The sequence below is a fragment of the Pseudomonas sp. TWP3-2 genome, assembly GCF_049897765.1.
GTDB lineage: Bacteria > Pseudomonadota > Gammaproteobacteria > Pseudomonadales > Pseudomonadaceae > Aquipseudomonas.
The window spans coordinates 334864-352229 of sequence record NZ_JAFCWW010000005.1 but is presented as its reverse complement, the minus strand read 5'-3'; the positions used below and the strand labels follow the sequence as shown (position 1 = coordinate 352229).

Below are 17366 nucleotides of genomic sequence, written 5' to 3'. Positions count from 1 at the left end.
GGTTTTACAACAACGAACGGCTGCACTCGAAACTGGGATATCTGCCACCGACCGTTTATGAGCGGGCGATGGCGTCAAAACCACCTATCGAGGTGCCCGGAATTAGTTGACCACTGCAGAGCTCGGCTGGAGATTTTTGGGGTGGCTGAAATCTTTTCCCCCCTCACCCCAACCCTCTCCCCCCAAGGGGGGCGAGGGGGAAAGGGGGCCGTTCTCGGTTGTTTCCAAAGCCTGAGCTCAACTTGGTATCTCACGTCGGCGTAACTCGAACATCCAACTCGGTCAGTCCCCTCTCCCTCCGGGCGGTCCGACGTTTCGGGAGGGCTAGGGTGAGGGGCTCTTGGCTGTATCCGCCATAAGCGGAAATCCGCTCACAAACCACTAACCATCGGCAAAAACCCGCTCAACAATATCCGCCGCCCCCTCTAAACCGCCCCTCTCCCCGTTGGCACAGCTCCTGCTATAGCCCCCGCAGGCTGCGTTTTAACGCGCTCCACAAAAACAATTAAACGAAGGATCCTTCAATGGATAACTCCAATACCCTGCCGCTTGGGTCGGCTGCCGCGCCGGTCAAACAAAGAACCACCGCGAGCCGGATCAAATCGATCTTCAGCGGCTCTGTCGGCAACATGGTCGAGTGGTACGACTGGTACGTCTACGCTGCCTTCTCGCTGTACTTCGCCAAGAGTTTTTTCCCTGCCGGTTCCTCCACCGCACAATTGATGAACACCGCCGCGATCTTCGCCGTGGGCTTCTTGATGCGGCCGATCGGTGGCTGGCTGATGGGTTTGTACGCTGACAAGGTCGGGCGCAAGAAAGCCTTGATGGCTTCGGTGTATCTGATGTGCTTCGGCTCGCTGATCATCGCCCTCAGCCCGAACTACGCCACCATCGGCATCGGCGCACCGATCCTGCTGATTTTCGCCCGTCTGCTGCAAGGCCTGTCGGTCGGCGGTGAGTACGGCACCTCCGCCACCTACCTGTCGGAAATGGCCACCAAGGAACGTCGCGGTTTCTTCTCCAGTTTCCAGTACGTGACCCTGATTTCCGGCCAGCTCATCGCGCTGGGCGTATTGATCGTGCTGCAACAGACGCTCACCACCGAGCAGTTGTACGCGTGGGGCTGGCGCATTCCGTTTGCCATCGGCGCGCTGTGCGCAGTGGTCGCGCTGTACCTGCGTCGCGGCATGGAAGAAACCGAATCGTTCACCAAGAAAGAGAAGTCCAAGGAAAGCGCCATGCGCACCTTGATGCGTCACCCGAAAGAGCTGGCAACGGTGGTCGGCCTGACCATGGGCGGTACGCTGGCGTTCTACACCTACACCACCTACATGCAGAAATACCTGGTGAACACGGTCGGCATGAGCATCTCCGACTCGACCACCATTTCTGCGGCCACGCTGTTCCTGTTCATGTGCCTGCAACCGATCATCGGTGGCCTGTCGGACAAGATCGGCCGCCGTCCGATCCTGATCGCCTTCGGCGTGCTGGGGACAATTTTCACCGTGCCGATCCTGATGACCCTGCACACCATCCAGAGCTGGTGGGGCGCGTTCTTCCTGATCATGGCGGCGCTGATCATCGTCAGCGGCTACACCTCGATCAACGCCGTGGTCAAAGCCGAGCTGTTCCCGACCGAGATCCGCGCGCTGGGCGTCGGCCTGCCGTACGCACTGACCGTGTCGATCTTCGGCGGCACCGCCGAATACATCGCTCTGTGGTTCAAGAGCATCGGCATGGAAACCGGCTACTACTGGTACGTGACCGCGTGCATCGCGGTGTCGTTGCTGGTGTACATCACCATGAAAGATACCCAGAAACACTCGCGAATCGTCACTGACTGATTCGCTCCTCGCTTTACGAAAAAGGGGCAGACCTGTGCAAGGTCTGCCCCTTTTTTCGTTGGCTGCCGATCAGCGGTCATTCGATTAATCACCGGTTAATTGGCTGACGCGATCCTGCAGCTGTCTGAATCGACCAAGGTTGAACGCCCCGCCGAATGCCAATCGAGTTTAAACCTGCGGCCCTTAACATCGACTTAATCGATACTTATCAACATTAATTTGCGCTTTTTAATCAATTTAGTTGGCGTAGCATTAAACCCATGCAAGACACACACGCCAACCCATTCGGAGTACACACCATGAAAACCAAACTGATCCTCGCCTTCGCCCTGTCCGTACTGGCCGCCAACACATTCGCTGCCGACGGTTTCGACCGCACCGGTTCGGCGGTCGCCGCTGACGGTTATGACCGCACCGGTTCTGCCACAGTTGCCGCTGATGGCTACGACCGCACCGGTTCCGCAACTGTCGCTGAGGATGGTTTTGACCGTACCAACTCGGCTACTTTCGCCGCTGACGGCTATGACCGCACCGGTTCCGCTACCGTTGCCGAAGACGGCTACGACCGTACTCAGTCCGCCTCCATCAGTTAATCGCCTGACGCATAGCGCACAGCCCGGCTTCGGCCGGGCTTAGTTGTTCCTGGAGACTGGAAATTGCCGCGCCGCGCTTGCACTATTGGGCGCCTATAACCGCCCGCCAGGATCACCCGCCATGCCCGATGACATCCATTTCTACGAACCCGCCAACGGCCACGGCCTGCCCCACGATCCGTTCAACGCGATCGTCGGCCCGCGCCCCATCGGCTGGATTTCTTCGCAGGATGCCGAGGGCCGGTTAAACCTGGCGCCCTACAGCTTTTTCAACGCGTTCAACTACATTCCGCCGATCATTGGTTTTTCCAGTGTCGGGCGCAAAGACAGCCTGAACAATATCGAGCAGACCGGCGAGTTCGTCTGGAACCTCGCCACACGCCCGCTGGCCGAGCAGATGAACCAGAGCTGCGCGATGGTCGCGCCCGAGGTCAACGAGTTTGAACTGGCGGGGCTGACCACGGTGGCGTCGAAAGTGATCTCCGTACCACGAGTCGCCGAAAGCCCGGTGTCCTTTGAATGCAAGGTCACGCAGATCATTCAGTTGCAGCGCGCGGATGGCGAGACGGTGCCGAGCTGGCTGATCCTCGGCGAAGTGGTCGCCGTGCATATCGCCAAGTGGCTGTTGAAGGACGGCATCTACGACACCGCCGCCGCAGAACCGATTCTGCGTGGCGGCGGGCCGGCGGATTATTTCCAGCTGGGGCCGGAGGCACTGTTCAAGATGTGGCGCCCCGGTGCTGCGAAATAGTCTTTACCAGATCAGATCGGCGTCTTCGGTGACGCCCTTGAGATTGTCCAGTTGATTGATCGCTGCTTCGTCGGCGGCGATGGCGCCGGGGAACACCTGATCATCGAACAGTTTATGAAACCGTGGCGCGCCGCCATCGACCAGGGCTTTGACGGCGATTGCCGCGTGGTAACCCTTGTTGCCGCCCAGCTCGACGGGGACTACAGCAGAAACCGCTTCGAAGTGTTCGAACTCTTTACGTGCCATGTTTTTAGTTCCTGGCTCAGTCAGATAGGCTGGCCATTAAACCCTCAACCGGCGAGTTTGTGTACCGCTGCCGTGCATTGACCCAGCGCTTGCGCCGCCGACACGTCTTTAAACGTGTGGAAATCGAGGCTGTTAACCACCAGCTCTTGCACCAGTTCGCCGAACACCTGCATCGCCGGGCTGTTGAAATAAGCGGTCATCGCTTGCTGGTTGCTCCAGAATCCGCAGACCAGCCACAACTCGGAATCGCACTGCGAATGCTGCAAGGCAAAGCTCAGGCAACCGGCCGCGGCGCGCGATGGCTCGATCAGCGCGCTGAGGCGCACACCGAGTTCCGCCGAGCGCCCGGCGCGTGCACGAACGAAGGCCATATGACTGACGGGAATCTGCTTGGACATTGTTCAACCCTCCCAGGGAGTCGCGTGGCAGCCGGGGGACGGGCTGCGACAGGATCCAAGGTTAAGGGCCGGGCACGACGCGGCGTTAGTCGATTCCTGCCGGTGCGTTGCACAATCCTGCGAGAGTGTCCTCATGCGCTGCCAAATCCTGCAACTCCGGTAACACGTCTGTAATACGAGCATTGTGTAGGAGCTGCCGCAGGCTGCGATCTTTTGATTTTGCCTTGAAGATCAAAAGATCGCAGCCTTCGGCAGCTCCTACAGGGTTTGCGACGTGACAGTGGTGACGGGGCGGAAACGGCGGCCGTGCAGAATCAGGCAAGCATCTGGCAGGATGTGTCTACCGCTGCGGCTTGCACAAACATATGCTCTGCCCCACTTCACCTCCCAGAGGAAGCCGTGCATGTCGTCACTCGATCATTCCCAAACCGCGCACGATGCCGAGATGGAAAAGCAGCGCGCAGAACTGGCGACGATTATCCGCCGCAACACCTCGGAGGATGGCAGTTACGCCACCGCCATCGATTCGCTGCTCATGTCGCGTCACACCCAGTCGCATGATTTCGCCTCGGTACTCGCGCAACCGGCGCTGTGCATCATGGCGCAGGGGCGCAAAGAAGTGCGGTTGGCCGATGAGTTCTTCAATTACGACCCGCTGAATTATCTGGTGGTCTCGGTTTCGATGCCGCTCAGCGGGCGGGTGGTGAACGTCTCGCCTGAGGAGCCGATTCTCGCTATCCGGCTGGACATCGATCCGGCAGAAATCACCGCGCTGATCGCCGACGCCGGTCCACTCGGCGTGCCGACCCGGCCGACCGGGCGTGGCTTGTATGTCGAACGCATCGACAGCGCCATGCTTGACGCGGTGTTGCGCCTGGCACGCCTGCTCGATGCACCAAAAGACATCGCCATGCTCGCCCCGCTGATTCGCCGCGAGATTCTCTATCGTCTGCTGCGCAGTCCGCAGGGGCATCGCTTGTATGAGATTGCGATTGCCAACAGTCAGAGCCATCGCATCAGCCAGGCGATCAAATGGCTTAACGGCAATTTCGAGCAGCCGCTGCGCATTGATGATCTGGCCAAAGAAGTGAACCTGAGCGTGTCGACCTTGCATCACCGCTTCAAGGCGATGACGGCGATGAGTCCGTTGCAATATCAGAAGCAGCTGCGCTTGCAGGAGGCGCGGCGCTTGATGCTGGCTGAGGGACTGGAGGCTTCGGCGGCGGGGTATCGGGTCGGGTATGAGAGTCCGTCGCAATTCAGCCGCGAATATAGCCGGCTGTTCGGGGCGCCGCCGTTGCGGGATTTGGCGCGGTTGCGGTTGAGTGTTTGACCGCTGAAGAGCCCCTCACCCTAGCCCTCTCCCAGAGGGAGAGGGAACTGATCGGGGGATGCTTGATAGTTACGCCGACGTGATGGTGCTCAGCCGAATCCATAATCGACCTGGTCTTTCAGGTCGATGGATAGCGCCCGACACCTCGGTCGGCCCCCTCTCCCTCCGGGAGAGGGCTGGGGTGAGGGTAGGCTCTTGACCTTAAGCTTCAGACCGCGCGGATCACATGCTTGATCTCTTGAAACGCCGCCAACCCCCAAGGCCCCAACTCGCGCCCGACACTGCTCTGCTTGTACCCACCCCAAGCCGCCTGCGGGAAAATCACTTGCGGCGCATTGATCCACACCAGCCCCGCCTGCAACGCATTGGCCACCCGATCCGCCGTCTCGGCATCGCGCGTCACCACGCTCGCCACCAGCCCAAACTGGCTGTCATTGGCCAGCGCAATCGCCTCAGCCTCTGAAGCAAAACTGCGCACACAAATCACCGGGCCGAAAATCTCTTCGCACCACAACGCGCTGTCCAGCGGTACTTCGGTGAACACCGTCGGCTGCAAGAAATAGCCGCGCGGCAGATCGGCCGGACGATTGCCGCCGCAGACCAGTTTCGCCCCGGCGCTCAAGCCCCGATCAATGTGACCGAGCACCCGCTGATACTGCGCCTGATTGACCAGCGCGCCCATTTCCACTTCCGGATCGAACGGATCCGCCACGCGGATTTTTTCCGCACGCGCCTTCAGACGGATCAGGAATTCATCCGCCAATTCATCCGCCACCAACACGCGACTGGTTGCCGAGCACATCTGCCCGGCATTGAAGAAACCGCCGCCGCAGGCCAGCTCTAACGCCAGGTCGAGGTCGGCGTCTTCCAGCACCAACAACGAGGATTTCCCACCCAGTTCCAGGCTCACACCCTTGACGGTTTCGGCGGCGCGTTGCATCACCTGCACACCGACTGCATTGCTGCCGGTGAAGGAAATTTTCGCAATGCGTGGATCGGCCGACAGCGGCGCGCCCACCGCCAAACCTGTGCCGCAAACCAGATTGAACACGCCATCCGGCAGCCCGGATTCAGCAATGATCGCCGCCAGTTCCAGCTCCGGCAGCGGTGTAACCTCGGAGGGTTTGAGCACCACGCAGCAGCCGGCAGCCAGCGCCGGGGCGAGTTTCCACGCGGTGGTGACCATCGGGAAATTCCACGGCACGATCAGCCCGACTACACCGCACGGTTCCCGGCGCAAACGCGCACTGAAATCATCGCTGGGCAGCGCCACATTGCTGTCCTGGCCGGCGTCGAGGCCTTCGGCGAGTTCGGCGTAATACTCGAACGTGGCGATCACATCATCGACGTCGATGGCCGCTTCGAATTGCGGTTTGCCGTTGTTGCTCGACTGCAATTTCATCAGCTGCTCACGACCCTCGCGCACGCCGTTGGCGATGTTGCGCAGGATCACCGCGCGCTCGGTACCGGTGGTTTTTGACCAGGTTGTGAACGCTGCGCTGGCGGCGCGCACGGCTTGATCGACTGCCTGTTCGTCACCGCCATTGACCGTGGTCAGCAGCGCTTCGGTTGCCGGGTTGATCACCCGCAGATGTTCGCGACCGGCAGACCATTGGCCATTGATATACAAGCCGTCGAGCGTGGTAGGGAACATCATTACAAAGCTCATTGGGCCACCGCCTGCATCCACTGGTTCTGGTCGATTTCAATCAAGGTCGGGCCTTGCCGATCGGTCGCGCAACGCAGCGCCGTGCGCAGTTGCTCGACGCTGTTGATCGCTTCGGCGGCGCAGCCGAGTCCTTTGGCTACCGCGATGAAATCCGGGGTGTAAATGTCGACGCCGACCGGTTCGATGGCGCGGTTGACCATGTATTTCTTGATCTCTTCGTAACCCTGGTTATTCCACAGCAGCACGATCACCGGCACCCGCGCTTCGACGGCACTGGCCAGTTCCGGCAGGGTGAATTGCAGGCCGCCGTCGCCGATCAGGCACACCACTGGCGGTCGCGCGCCGTCTGCAACGCTGCCGCCAAGCCACGCGCCAATTGCCGCTGGCAAGGCATAGCCGAGCGTGCCGTAACCGGTCGAGGCGTTGAACCAGCGGCGCGGATGATCCGGGTTGAACGTCAGGTTGCCGGTGTACACCGGCTGCGTGGAATCGCCTACGAACACGGCTTGCGGCAGTTCATCGAGAACTGTTTCAAGAAAAAGTGTTTGTGCCAGAGTCGGCGCGTCCCAGCTTGCGGCCAGTTCAGTACGCAGACGTGCGGCGCGTGTCTTGCCCCAATCGCTGCTGCGCTCGGCAAGTTTGTGTTGCGACAAAGCACTGAGCAGCGCTTGCGCGGCGTTGCGCGAATCGGCCACCAACGCAAGGTGCGGCGGGTAGTTGCGCACGGTCTGATCGGCGTCGATATCGATGCGCAGCAGCTTGCCGGGAATTTCAAAACCACCGGCAAACGTAACGTCGTAATCGGTCTCCGCCAGTTCGGTGCCGATGGCCAGCACCACGTCGGCATCAGCCACCAATGCGCGAGTGGCGACCAGCGTTTGAGTCGAGCCGATCAGCAGCGGATGGTGCGACGCCAGCATGCCTTTGGCATTGATCGTCAGCGCCACCGGAGCGTCGAGCAGTTCGGCGAGTCGGGTCAGTTCCGGCGCTGCGTCGATGGCGCCGCCCCCCGCGAGGATCAGCGGACGTTTGGCCTCAGCGAGCAGGTCGCTCATGCGTTTCACCGCGCTCGGCGAGGCGCCAGCGCGATCAATCTTCACCGGCACACTGGCGAGCAAGTCATCGGCATTTTCCACCAGCACATCCAGCGGAATCTCGATGTGCACCGGACGTGGACGCCCAGCCTGAAACAACGCAAACGCGCGGGCCAGCACCGCCGGCAACTCCGCCGCTGACATCAAAGTATGCGAGAACGCCGCCACGCCGCCGACCAAAGCGCTCTGATTCGGCAGTTCATGCAGACGCCCGCGTCCGCCGCCCAACTGGCTGCGCGATTGCACGCTGGAGATCACCAGCATCGGAATCGAGTCGGCGTAAGCCTGGCCCATGGCGGTGGTGATGTTGGTCATGCCCGGGCCGGTGATGATGAAGCACACGCCGGGTTTGCCGCGGGTGCGCGCATAGCCGTCGGCCATGAAACCGGCGCCCTGCTCATGCCTCGGCGTAACATGGCGGATGCGCGAACGCGCCAGTCCGCGATACAACTCCACGGTGTGCACGCCGGGAATGCCGAACACCTGCTCGACGCCATAAGCCTCGAGTAACTTGACCAATACTTCGCCACACGTCGCCATGTTGTTCGCCTTTGTTGTTCGAATGAGCCCCCTCATTGGAACGGCCGGCGTGTAGCCGCAACAATCGATAAAAAGTCATACTAGCCATGTCCTTACGTCATACCTTGGATCCACATGAAACGACTGCCGCCCCTGCCCGCCCTGCACACTTTTCTGATCACTGCGCAGTGCTGCAACTTCACCCGCGCGGCCGAGCAGTTGCACATAACCCAAGGCGCGGTCAGTCGGCAGATCGCCGGGCTGGAAGAGCATTTGGGTTATCCGCTGTTCATTCGTCAGGCACGCGGTCTGGATCTCACTGCCGAGGGGCGGGAGTGGTTGCCACGGGTGCAGCAGGTGTTCGCGCTGATTGGTGACTCGGTGGAGCAGATCGGCGCCAAGCGCGAAACGCTGCAACTCAAGGCGCCAAGTTGCGTGATGCGCTGGTTGTTGCCGCGTCTGTTGCAGTGGCAACGCGAGCGCCCGGACGTACCGGTAAAACTCACGACATCGCTGGCGCATGGTGTGGACTTTGCGCGGGAGCAGTTTGATGCGGCGGTGATTTATGGTGCGGCGCCGGAGGATTCAGCGGGTGCGCTGCATTTGTTTGATGAACAGCTGACGCCGGTGTGTTCGCCTTCACTGCTTGAGGGGTCGCCCGGGCTGCTGGCGCCGGCCGATCTGCAACAGCATTTGTTGCTGCACCCCACGCATGATGCTCAGGACTGGACGGTGTGGCTCAGGGCGGCGGATTTACAGCTGAGCAATATCGTCAGCGGCCAGCATTTCGAGACGCTGGATCAGGCGATGTCGATGGCGTCGCACGGGACGGGGGTGGCGATTGGGGACTGGTCGTTGATTGGCGATGATCTGGAGGCGGGGCGGCTGGTGATGCCGTTTGAATTGAAGGTTGGGACGGGGTTGGGGTATTACCTTGTGACGCCGCAGATTTCTGAGCCAACCGGCAAGTTGCGTGAGCTGATGGATTGGCTGGTTGGGCAGGCTCATCGGCGGTGAGGCTTGGCCCCTCACCCTAGCCCTCTCCCAAGGGAGAGGGGACCGATCCGGGGATGCTTGGAATCTACGCCGACATGAACGCGCGACACTGAATCCAACATCGCTTCGACCCCATAATCGACTCGGTCTTTCAGGTCGATGTCAGACACAAGACACCTCGGTCTGCTCCCTCTCCCTTCGGGCGGTCCGACGTTTCGGGAGAGGGCTGGGGTGAGGGGCTTTTGACTTAATACCCCACAGCAAACCGCTGGCGCGAATGCTTCGGCACTTCCACTTCATCGATCATCGCAATCGCGTAATCGGCAAACGTGATCCAGCTCCGGCCCTCGGCACTCACCAGCAAATCATCCTTGCCGACGCGAAACGAGCCACTGCGCTCGCCCTCGACAAACTCTGCCGACGGCGAAACAAACGTCCAGTCCAAATTCTGCTCCTGACGCAACGCATCAAGAAACGCCGCACCGGCACTCGCCTCGGCTTTGTACTCGTCCGGGAACCCGGCGCTGTCGATCACCCGCGTGCCATCGGGCAGCAACAACGACCCTGCACCACCCACCACCAGCAAGCGCTTGACCCCGGCCTGCTTCAGCGGAGCGACCACTGCCGCCGCCGGCACTGTGGCGAAATGCGCGGCGCTGATCACCACATCGTGACCGGCCACCGCGTCCTGCAAAGCTGCAGCATCCAGCACGTCGACATCCTTGCTGACCACCCCGGCACGCACGCCGATCTTCGACGTATCCCGCGCAATGGCCGTAACGCTATGCCCACGACGCAGGGCTTCTTCCAGCAGTTGGCTGCCGGCACGACCGGTGGCACCAATGATTGCGATCTTGCTCATGACGTTCTCCAGTTGGCTTGAGAATGTTGCGACTTCAGATTCGGGTTACCACTGCATCTCACCCTTGGCGACTTTGGCGCTCAGTTCCAGCGAGCTTTCTTCGCCGAGTTGCGGGTAGCGTTTTTTCATGGCTGTGATCAGTGCGGCAGAGTCCTTGGCTTTTGCAGTTTCTGCGTCGAACGCCTTGATGTAGTCGGCGGTGAATTTCACGGCTGCGAGGGAACGCGCACTCTCGCCGAGGTAATGACCCGGCACCACGGTTTGCGGTTTCAGGGTCTCGATCGAGTGCAGGGTTTCGATCCAGTCGGCATGCGATTGCGCAGTCTGGGTGTCGGCCATCCACACATGGATGTTCTCGGCGACCACTACACCACCGACCACGGCTTTGATCGACGGAATCCACACAAAGCTGCGATCCGGCTGTTTGCCGTCCAGACCGACCACCTGCAATTTCTGCCCTTCCAGCATCAGACTGGCGCCCTTGAGCACGCCCGGCACGATGGTTTTGGCCGGCACGTCAGCGCCCATTTTTGGACCCCAGAACGCCAGTTTTCCTTCAACGGTTTTTTTGATGTGATCAACGGTCGGCTGCGAGGCCAGCACCTTGGCGTTGGGGAAGGCCTGGGTCAGGGTATCGAGGCCGAAGTAGTAATCCGGGTCACCGTGGCTGATGTAGATGGTGGTCAGTTGCTTGCCGCTGGCGCGGATCTTTTCCACGACTTGTGCGGCCTGGGATTTGCCAAATTGCGCATCGACCAGAATTGCCTCTTTCTCGCCGCTGACCAGCACCGACGTCACCGGGAAGATTGCCTGGGTGCCTGGGTTGTAGACGTCCAGAGTCAGGTTGGCGGCTGCGGCATGGGCGGCAAAGCCGAGAGTCGCGGTGGCGAGTAAAACGCGTTTGAGGGTGGTGAAGCCGATCATGTGTTGCTCCGCTGTTCGAATGCCATGTCTGGCGATGGGACAGAGCTTAGTTGCCAGACTCAGTACAAAAAATGCGATGCTTGAACATAGTTTGTTTCTGAAAGCGGGCAAATCATGGATCGTCTCCAAGCAATGCGGGTGTTTGTCACCGTGGTAGATCTGGGCAGCCAGTCGGCGGCGGCCGATCATCTGGACCTGTCGCGGCCAGTAGTTTCGCGCTATCTGGCGGAACTGGAAGACTGGATCGGCGCGCGCCTGATGCATCGCACCACGCGTAAATTGAGCCTGACCACCGCTGGCAACGAAATCCTCCCGCGCTGTCGGCAGATGCTGGAACTGTCCGGCGACATGCAGGCTGCGGTCAGTGAACCGGCCGATGCACCGCGCGGCTTACTGCGCATCAGCGTCAGCACCTCGTTTGGCCAGGCGCAACTGGCCGATGCGATGGCGGCGTTCGTCAAAGTGTATCCAGGGGTCAGCATCGACATGCAAATGCTCGATCGCACGGTGAATCTGGTGGATGAACGGATCGATCTGGCGATCCGCACCAGCAACGACCTCGACCCGAATCTGATCGCCCGGCGCTTGACCGTGTGTCGTTCTGTGGTCTGCGCTGCGCCTGCGTATCTGCAAGAGTATCCGGCGCCAAAACGGGTGGAAGATCTGAGCCGGCACAACTGCCTCACTCACTCGTATTTCGGCAAGAGCCTGTGGCATTTCGAGGAGGACGGCGAGCCGGTTTCGGTGCCGGTGCAGGGCAACATCAGCGCCAATGAGGCCAGCACCCTGTTGCGTGCGACTTTGGCCGGTGCCGGAGTGGCGATGCTGCCGACCTATCAGGCCGGGATACATGTTCACAGCGGGGAGCTGGTGCGTTTGCTGCCGCATGCCGAGCCTCGGCAGATGAACATCTACGCGGTCTACGCCTCGCGCAAACACATGCCGGCGGCGTTGCGCTGCATGCTGGATTTTCTGGTGCTGAGATTTCCCGAAGACCCGCAGTGGGATGCCAAGTTTTGATCTTGTTCTATGCTGAATGTAGTACCCACGGGTATTCGTTCAGAGGTCAACGCCATGAACATCAAAACAAGAAGATATTTCGCGATTTTCATCACCTGCGCAGCGACGCTGGCGCTCTACGGCACCGCGGCCTGGCGGGTCGAACAGGCGCGACAATTGCCACGCGAATATGCGAGCTGCAACTACGAACGCTGCATTCCGCATAACGCCACGCTCAACGCGTTGCGCTGAGCCGGCATAAATAATGTGGGAGCAGACTCGCTCCCACATGGGTTGGCTTATTGCTCGGTTTTGAGTCGATCGCGAAACGCCTTCGGCGATATCCCCACTCGGCGTCGGAACAGCCGCGTGAAGTTTGTAGGATCGGAAAACCCCAACACTTCCGACATCTCATAAATCGTCATGCTGGTGTAGGTGAGCAAACGCTTGGCTTCCAGCAACTGCCGCTCGTGCATGATCTGCAACGCCGGCTGCCCCGCCAGTTCGCGGCACGTACCGTTGAGGTGCGACACTGAAATCCCTAGCCGATGCGCCAGATCCTCGACCTTGACGTGCTGGCGGTACGTCTCCTCCACCAGTTGAATGAACCCGTTGAGGTATTCGCGCTGACGTTGCGGACGCTGCGACGCGCTATGGCGCTGAATCGCCTGACGGCTGACCCAGACCATGATCACGCTGGCCAGCGAATGCATGAGCATTTCCCGCGCCGGTTGATGGCCGGTGTACTCGGCCTGCAACGCGGTAAACAGACTGTTCAGGTACTCCGCATCCTTCCCCGCCGGATAACTTCCGGCCTGCGCCAGTGCATGCACGGCGCTGCCCAGCTGCGCCTGCAAATGGTTGATCAGCGGGGTCGCCAGCGTGACGACGAACCCTTCGACGTCCTCGGAAAAACGGAAACCATGCACCGATAACGGCGGCAGGATCTGAATCGCTGCTTCGTTGAGCTCTGTGCGTTGACCTTCGATTTCAAGCTCTGCCTGACCTTTGAAGACGAAGAGCAACTGGCACAAATCGGCGTGGCGGTGGGGTTTGATCTCCCATTGATGTTCGCGGCTGCGTTTGGAAATGGTTTCACAGTGCAGCAAGTCAGGGGTCGGCCAGTCCAGGCTTTCACCGTAGAGCTTGAACACCGGAATCGAAGGCAGGTCAGGCTTGTTCATCACTTCAATCCAGGCCTCTGGGGTTGCGGGCGATAATCGCACCGATTGGCAGAATGTACAGGTATCAGCTCAGTTTTCACCTTCAATTGACAGACCCGCAAGGGAAAAATGCAAGCACTCGAATCCTTTAAATTTTTCACCGAGCTATTTCGCGTGAAGCTTGCGAGTCATAAAAACAATGAAAACGCTGAAAACCCAAGTCGCCATCATTGGCGCCGGTCCGTCCGGATTGCTCCTCGGTCAACTGCTGCACAACGCCGGCATCGACACCCTGATTGTCGAGCGCCAGACACCCGAATATGTCCTCGGGCGCATCCGCGCCGGGGTGCTTGAACAAGGCATGGCAGAGCTGTTGCGTGAGGCTGGCGTGGGTCAGCGCATGGATGCCGAAGGGCTGGTGCATGGTGGTTTCGAACTGGCGCTCGACGGGCGTCTGGTGCACATCGATCTGCAGACTTTGACCGGCGGCAAAACCGTGATGGTGTATGGCCAGACCGAAGTCACCCGCGACCTGATGGCCGCTCGTCGGGAGACTGGCGCTCAGACTATTTACGGCGCAAGCGATGTCGTCCCCCATGGCATGAAAAGCGATGAAGCTTTCGTCACCTTCGAAAAGGATGGTGAAACCTGGCGCGTCGATTGCGATTACATTGCCGGTTGCGACGGCTTCCACGGTGTGGCCCGGCAATCGATTCCTGCCGACTGCCTGAAAGTCTTTGAACGGGTTTATCCATTCGGCTGGCTGGGTATTCTCGCCGACACCACGCCCGTCCACGATGAACTGGTCTACGCCCGCCACGCGCGTGGCTTCGCCCTGTGCAGCATGCGTTCGGCGACGCGCACGCGGTATTACCTGCAAGTGCCGGCTGAGGAGAACGTCGAGGATTGGTCCGATCAGCGCTTCTGGGACGAACTGAAAAGCCGTCTGCCCGCGAGCCTCGCCGACAAGCTGGTGACCGGCCCGTCGATTGAAAAAAGCATCGCGCCGCTGCGCAGTTTCGTCGTCGAACCCATGCAATACGGGCGGATGTTTCTGGTCGGCGACGCCGCCCACATCGTGCCGCCGACCGGTGCCAAGGGGTTGAACCTGGCCGCCAGCGATGTCAGCACGCTGTTCCGCATTCTGCTCAAGGTTTACCGCGAAGGGCGCACCGACCTGTTGGAAAAGTACTCGGAAATCTGCCTGCGTCGGGTTTGGAAAGCCGAGCGCTTTTCCTGGTGGATGACGTCGATGCTGCACCGTTTCGATGATCACGACGACTTCAGCCAGCGGATTTGCGCGTCGGAACTCGACTACTTTGTCAGCTCGGAGGCCGGGCAAAAAACCATTGCAGAAAATTACGTCGGTCTCCCGTACGAGGCTATCGAATAGCTTGCTATCGACTTACACTGGCGAGCACTTACCCGCTCGCCATGGCGGGATTCATCTCTGCCCGCAGGTTCGCCCGTGACCAATCTAAACCAACCTGAAACGCCCAAACCGGCCATTCGCAGTGTGCTGATCGCGCTGATGCTGGCGATTTTTCTCGGTGCGCTGGATCAAACCATCGTCGCCGTGTCGATGCCGGCGATCTCCGCACAATTCAAGGACGTCAGCCTGCTGGCCTGGGTGATTTCCGGCTACATGGTGGCGATGACCGTGGCGGTGCCGATCTACGGCAAGCTCGGCGATCTGTACGGGCGGCGCAAACTGATGCTGTTCGGCATGGGCCTGTTTACGCTGGCGTCGCTGTTGTGCGGCATGGCGCAAAGCATGGAGCAACTGGTGCTGGCGCGGATCATTCAGGGCATTGGTGCTGGCGGGATGATTTCGGTAAGTCAGGCGATCATCGGCGACATCGTGCCGCCGCGTGAACGCGGGCGTTATCAGGGTTACTTCAGCAGCATGTACGCGATGGCCAGCGTCGCCGGGCCGGTGCTCGGTGGCTACATGACCGAATATTTGTCGTGGCGCTGGGTGTTTCTGATCAACTTGCCGCTGGGCCTTGGCGCATATTGGGTGGCGCGACGCAATCTGCGCGGGCTGCCGATTCCGCAGCGCAAACCGGTGATCGACTACCTCGGCACGTTGCTGATGATCATTGGCCTGACCGCGTTGTTGCTCGGTATTACTCAGGTTGGCCAGGGCCATGCTTGGCGCAGCACCGAAGTGCTGGGTTTGTTGGCTTGCGCGGTCGTAGTGTTGGCGATCCTTGTCTGGCATGAACGACGTACCCGCGAGCCGTTGCTGCCGATGCACCTGTTCGCGAATCGCAGCGCATTGCTGTGCTGGTGCACGATTTTCTTTTGCAGTTTTCAGGCAATTTCGCTGATCGTGCTGATGCCGCTGCGCTTCCAGACTGTCACTGGCGCCGGTGCCGATAGCGCTGCGCTGCACTTGCTGCCACTGGCGATGGGGCTGCCGATTGGCGCATTTTTCGCCGGGCGTCGCACTTCGATCACCGGGCGCTACAAACCGCAGATTCTGACTGGCGCAATCCTGATGCCGATCTCGATTCTCGGCATGGCCTTCAGCCCGCCTGATGCGACGCTGGTCAGCGGTCTGTGCATGTTGCTCAGTGGTATCGCTGGCGGCATGCAGTTCCCGACTTCGCTGGTGGGTACGCAGAATTCGGTGGAGCAAAAGGACATCGGCGTTGCGACCAGCACCACCAACCTGTTCCGCTCATTGGGCGGCGCGGTGGGTGTGGCGTTGATGTCGGCGCTGTTGCTCGCGTTGTTGCAGGATTCGAATTTTGCGCATCTGGCGGGCAGTTCGCTGATGAGCGAAGGGCATTCGGGGAATGTGTTGCTGGATGGTTTGAATGCGGCGCCGGGGGATGCACAGAACGCCTTGCGTGCGGAGTTGCTGGTGACGTTCCGGCATTTGCTGATGGTCAGCGCGGCGGTTTCGTTGCTGGGACTGGCAGCCGCGATTGCGATGCCCAATCAACTGTTGCGCGGGCGGGAACACACCGCCCGCTAGCAGCAAAAATCTTCAAGGACTGTAATACCCGACAGCCACCAGGAAATGCCCGACCTTCTTCAGGTACGCATGTTTGTCCTCGACCTTGCCGGTCACCGGGTTTTTCCAGCGGTATTCGTATTCGCCTTCATCCTGCTTGCTGATCAGCGCCAGAATCGGCTCGCCCACCGGTTTGCCTTCCGGGTCCTTGACCTTGCCGAAATCGGTATTGATCAACCGCAGGTTGGTGCCGTGGGCGACATAGCGCTGGGTGTCCAGATCGACCACGAACACATACAGGTCATCCTGCAAGTAACCGCCCCTCAGCGAGTTGATTGCGGTCAGCGTGCCCTTCTCGTCTTTCCCCAGATCAGTCGCAGCCTTGTCGAGCAAGGATTTCGCCTGTTCCGCTGACGCGCGCGGCAAGTAATACCCGACCGCCAGAATCCGCTGGCCGATGCGTTGGTAGAACACATGTTTGCGCTCGACCTTGCCGTCGGCCTGATTCTGCCAGCGGTACTCGGCCTGCTGGATGCCGTTGCCCTCCGGCACTTTCAAGGCGTCCTTGAAGGCCTTTTGCAGATCCGGCCCGAGCACCTCTGTGACATCGCGACCGATCAGCGCCGACGACGGCCCGCCGCTGGCGAGCATCACGCCTTTGGTATCGACCACGAACACGTAGCGATCCTTGTCGACGAACTCGCCCTGACGACTGAACGCCGCGAACGCCTTGTCGCCATTGTCGTGGTAATAGGCCAGAGCTTTCTCCAGCAGGGCGATCGCGGCCTTGCTGTCCTCCTTCTCCGTAGCGGCGCTGGCCTGGCCGAGAGTCAACAGCAGTACCGCGCCGAGCCAGGCCAGCTTATGCAAAAACCCCATGACGCATCCCTCGTTCTTGTTGATGTTTCAAGAGCGTAGACGGCCTGGGGCTATGTATGGATATTCAGGTTGGTTCTGGATATTGCACAGTTCTTGTGGCGAGGGGATAAATCCCCTCGCCACAAGAGTCC

General features: G+C 60.1%; 17 protein-coding genes. 9 read left to right on the top strand and 8 right to left on the bottom strand.

Going from position 1 to position 17366, the window contains the following annotated elements; genetic code table 11:
- Nucleotides 1-524: 524 nt before the first annotated feature.
- From ACP7EE_RS11070 to ACP7EE_RS11060, 3 genes are all read left to right on the top strand, one after another.
- A complete protein-coding gene (locus tag ACP7EE_RS11070) occupies nucleotides 525-1844 on the top strand; it encodes an MFS transporter (RefSeq protein ID WP_420646260.1) in 1320 nt (439 codons plus the stop codon).
- Between the two features lie 299 nt (nucleotides 1845-2143).
- Nucleotides 2144-2437, top strand: coding sequence for a hypothetical protein (locus ACP7EE_RS11065; RefSeq protein WP_420651204.1), 294 nt, complete (start codon nucleotides 2144-2146; stop codon nucleotides 2435-2437).
- 121 nt (nucleotides 2438-2558) lie between these two features.
- A complete protein-coding gene (locus ACP7EE_RS11060) occupies nucleotides 2559-3188 on the top strand; it encodes a flavin reductase family protein (protein ID WP_426206015.1) in 630 nt (209 codons plus the stop codon).
- A 3-nt stretch (nucleotides 3189-3191) separates the two neighbouring features.
- Here ACP7EE_RS11060 and ACP7EE_RS11055 read toward each other — a convergent pair whose 3' ends face one another.
- The gene (locus tag ACP7EE_RS11055; protein ID WP_420646257.1) at nucleotides 3192-3434 is read right to left on the bottom strand and encodes a hypothetical protein; all 243 of its coding nucleotides are present in this window, start codon (nucleotides 3432-3434) and stop codon (nucleotides 3192-3194) included.
- Nucleotides 3435-3478: 44 nt separating this feature from the next.
- Entirely contained in the window at nucleotides 3479-3832 is a 354-nt protein-coding gene (locus ACP7EE_RS11050) for an antibiotic biosynthesis monooxygenase family protein (RefSeq protein ID WP_420646256.1), read from the bottom strand.
- Nucleotides 3833-4235: 403 nt separating this feature from the next.
- On the opposite strand from ACP7EE_RS11050, the gene ACP7EE_RS11045 reads away from it, so the two are divergent.
- Complete coding sequence (locus tag ACP7EE_RS11045) at nucleotides 4236-5165, top strand: AraC family transcriptional regulator (RefSeq protein ID WP_426234519.1); 930 nt, start codon at nucleotides 4236-4238, stop codon at nucleotides 5163-5165.
- 208 nt (nucleotides 5166-5373) lie between these two features.
- On the opposite strand, the gene ACP7EE_RS11040 is transcribed toward ACP7EE_RS11045, so the two are convergent.
- Together ACP7EE_RS11040 and ACP7EE_RS11035 are read right to left on the bottom strand one after the other, a co-directional pair.
- Nucleotides 5374-6822 (bottom strand): aldehyde dehydrogenase family protein, encoded by a 1449-nt coding sequence (locus ACP7EE_RS11040; protein WP_426234518.1) that lies wholly within the window; start codon nucleotides 6820-6822, stop codon nucleotides 5374-5376.
- Nucleotides 6823-6830: 8 nt separating this feature from the next.
- Complete coding sequence (locus tag ACP7EE_RS11035) at nucleotides 6831-8468, bottom strand: 5-guanidino-2-oxopentanoate decarboxylase (RefSeq protein WP_426234517.1); 1638 nt, start codon at nucleotides 8466-8468, stop codon at nucleotides 6831-6833.
- 114 nt (nucleotides 8469-8582) lie between these two features.
- Here ACP7EE_RS11035 and ACP7EE_RS11030 point away from each other — a divergent pair, with 114 nt between their 5' ends.
- The gene (locus tag ACP7EE_RS11030) at nucleotides 8583-9464 is read left to right on the top strand and encodes a LysR substrate-binding domain-containing protein (protein WP_426234516.1); all 882 of its coding nucleotides are present in this window, start codon (nucleotides 8583-8585) and stop codon (nucleotides 9462-9464) included.
- A gap of 226 nt (nucleotides 9465-9690) precedes the next feature.
- Here ACP7EE_RS11030 and ACP7EE_RS11025 read toward each other — a convergent pair whose 3' ends face one another.
- Together ACP7EE_RS11025 and ACP7EE_RS11020 are read right to left on the bottom strand one after the other, a co-directional pair.
- Nucleotides 9691-10305, bottom strand: coding sequence for an NAD(P)-dependent oxidoreductase (locus ACP7EE_RS11025; protein ID WP_426234515.1), 615 nt, complete (start codon nucleotides 10303-10305; stop codon nucleotides 9691-9693).
- Nucleotides 10306-10350: 45 nt separating this feature from the next.
- Nucleotides 10351-11229, bottom strand: a complete 879-nt coding sequence (locus tag ACP7EE_RS11020) for an MBL fold metallo-hydrolase (protein ID WP_426234513.1) — start codon at nucleotides 11227-11229, stop codon at nucleotides 10351-10353.
- A 114-nt stretch (nucleotides 11230-11343) separates the two neighbouring features.
- Here ACP7EE_RS11020 and ACP7EE_RS11015 point away from each other — a divergent pair, with 114 nt between their 5' ends.
- Both ACP7EE_RS11015 and ACP7EE_RS11010 read left to right on the top strand, forming a co-directional pair.
- Nucleotides 11344-12249, top strand: coding sequence for a LysR family transcriptional regulator (locus tag ACP7EE_RS11015; RefSeq protein ID WP_426234512.1), 906 nt, complete (start codon nucleotides 11344-11346; stop codon nucleotides 12247-12249).
- Nucleotides 12250-12303: 54 nt separating this feature from the next.
- Entirely contained in the window at nucleotides 12304-12480 is a 177-nt protein-coding gene (locus tag ACP7EE_RS11010; protein WP_420646248.1) for a hypothetical protein, read from the top strand.
- Between the two features lie 47 nt (nucleotides 12481-12527).
- On the opposite strand, the gene ACP7EE_RS11005 is transcribed toward ACP7EE_RS11010, so the two are convergent.
- Nucleotides 12528-13412: a helix-turn-helix domain-containing protein gene (locus ACP7EE_RS11005; RefSeq protein WP_420646247.1), complete on the bottom strand. Its 885-nt coding sequence runs from the start codon at nucleotides 13410-13412 to the stop codon at nucleotides 12528-12530.
- 187 nt (nucleotides 13413-13599) lie between these two features.
- On the opposite strand from ACP7EE_RS11005, the gene pobA reads away from it, so the two are divergent.
- Nucleotides 13600-14784, top strand: a complete 1185-nt coding sequence (gene pobA / locus ACP7EE_RS11000) for a 4-hydroxybenzoate 3-monooxygenase (protein WP_426234522.1) — start codon at nucleotides 13600-13602, stop codon at nucleotides 14782-14784.
- 75 nt (nucleotides 14785-14859) lie between these two features.
- A complete protein-coding gene (locus ACP7EE_RS10995; protein WP_426234510.1) occupies nucleotides 14860-16377 on the top strand; it encodes an MDR family MFS transporter in 1518 nt (505 codons plus the stop codon).
- A gap of 12 nt (nucleotides 16378-16389) precedes the next feature.
- Here ACP7EE_RS10995 and ACP7EE_RS10990 read toward each other — a convergent pair whose 3' ends face one another.
- Complete coding sequence (locus ACP7EE_RS10990; protein WP_426234508.1) at nucleotides 16390-17235, bottom strand: cache domain-containing protein; 846 nt, start codon at nucleotides 17233-17235, stop codon at nucleotides 16390-16392.
- Nucleotides 17236-17366 lie beyond the last annotated feature (131 nt).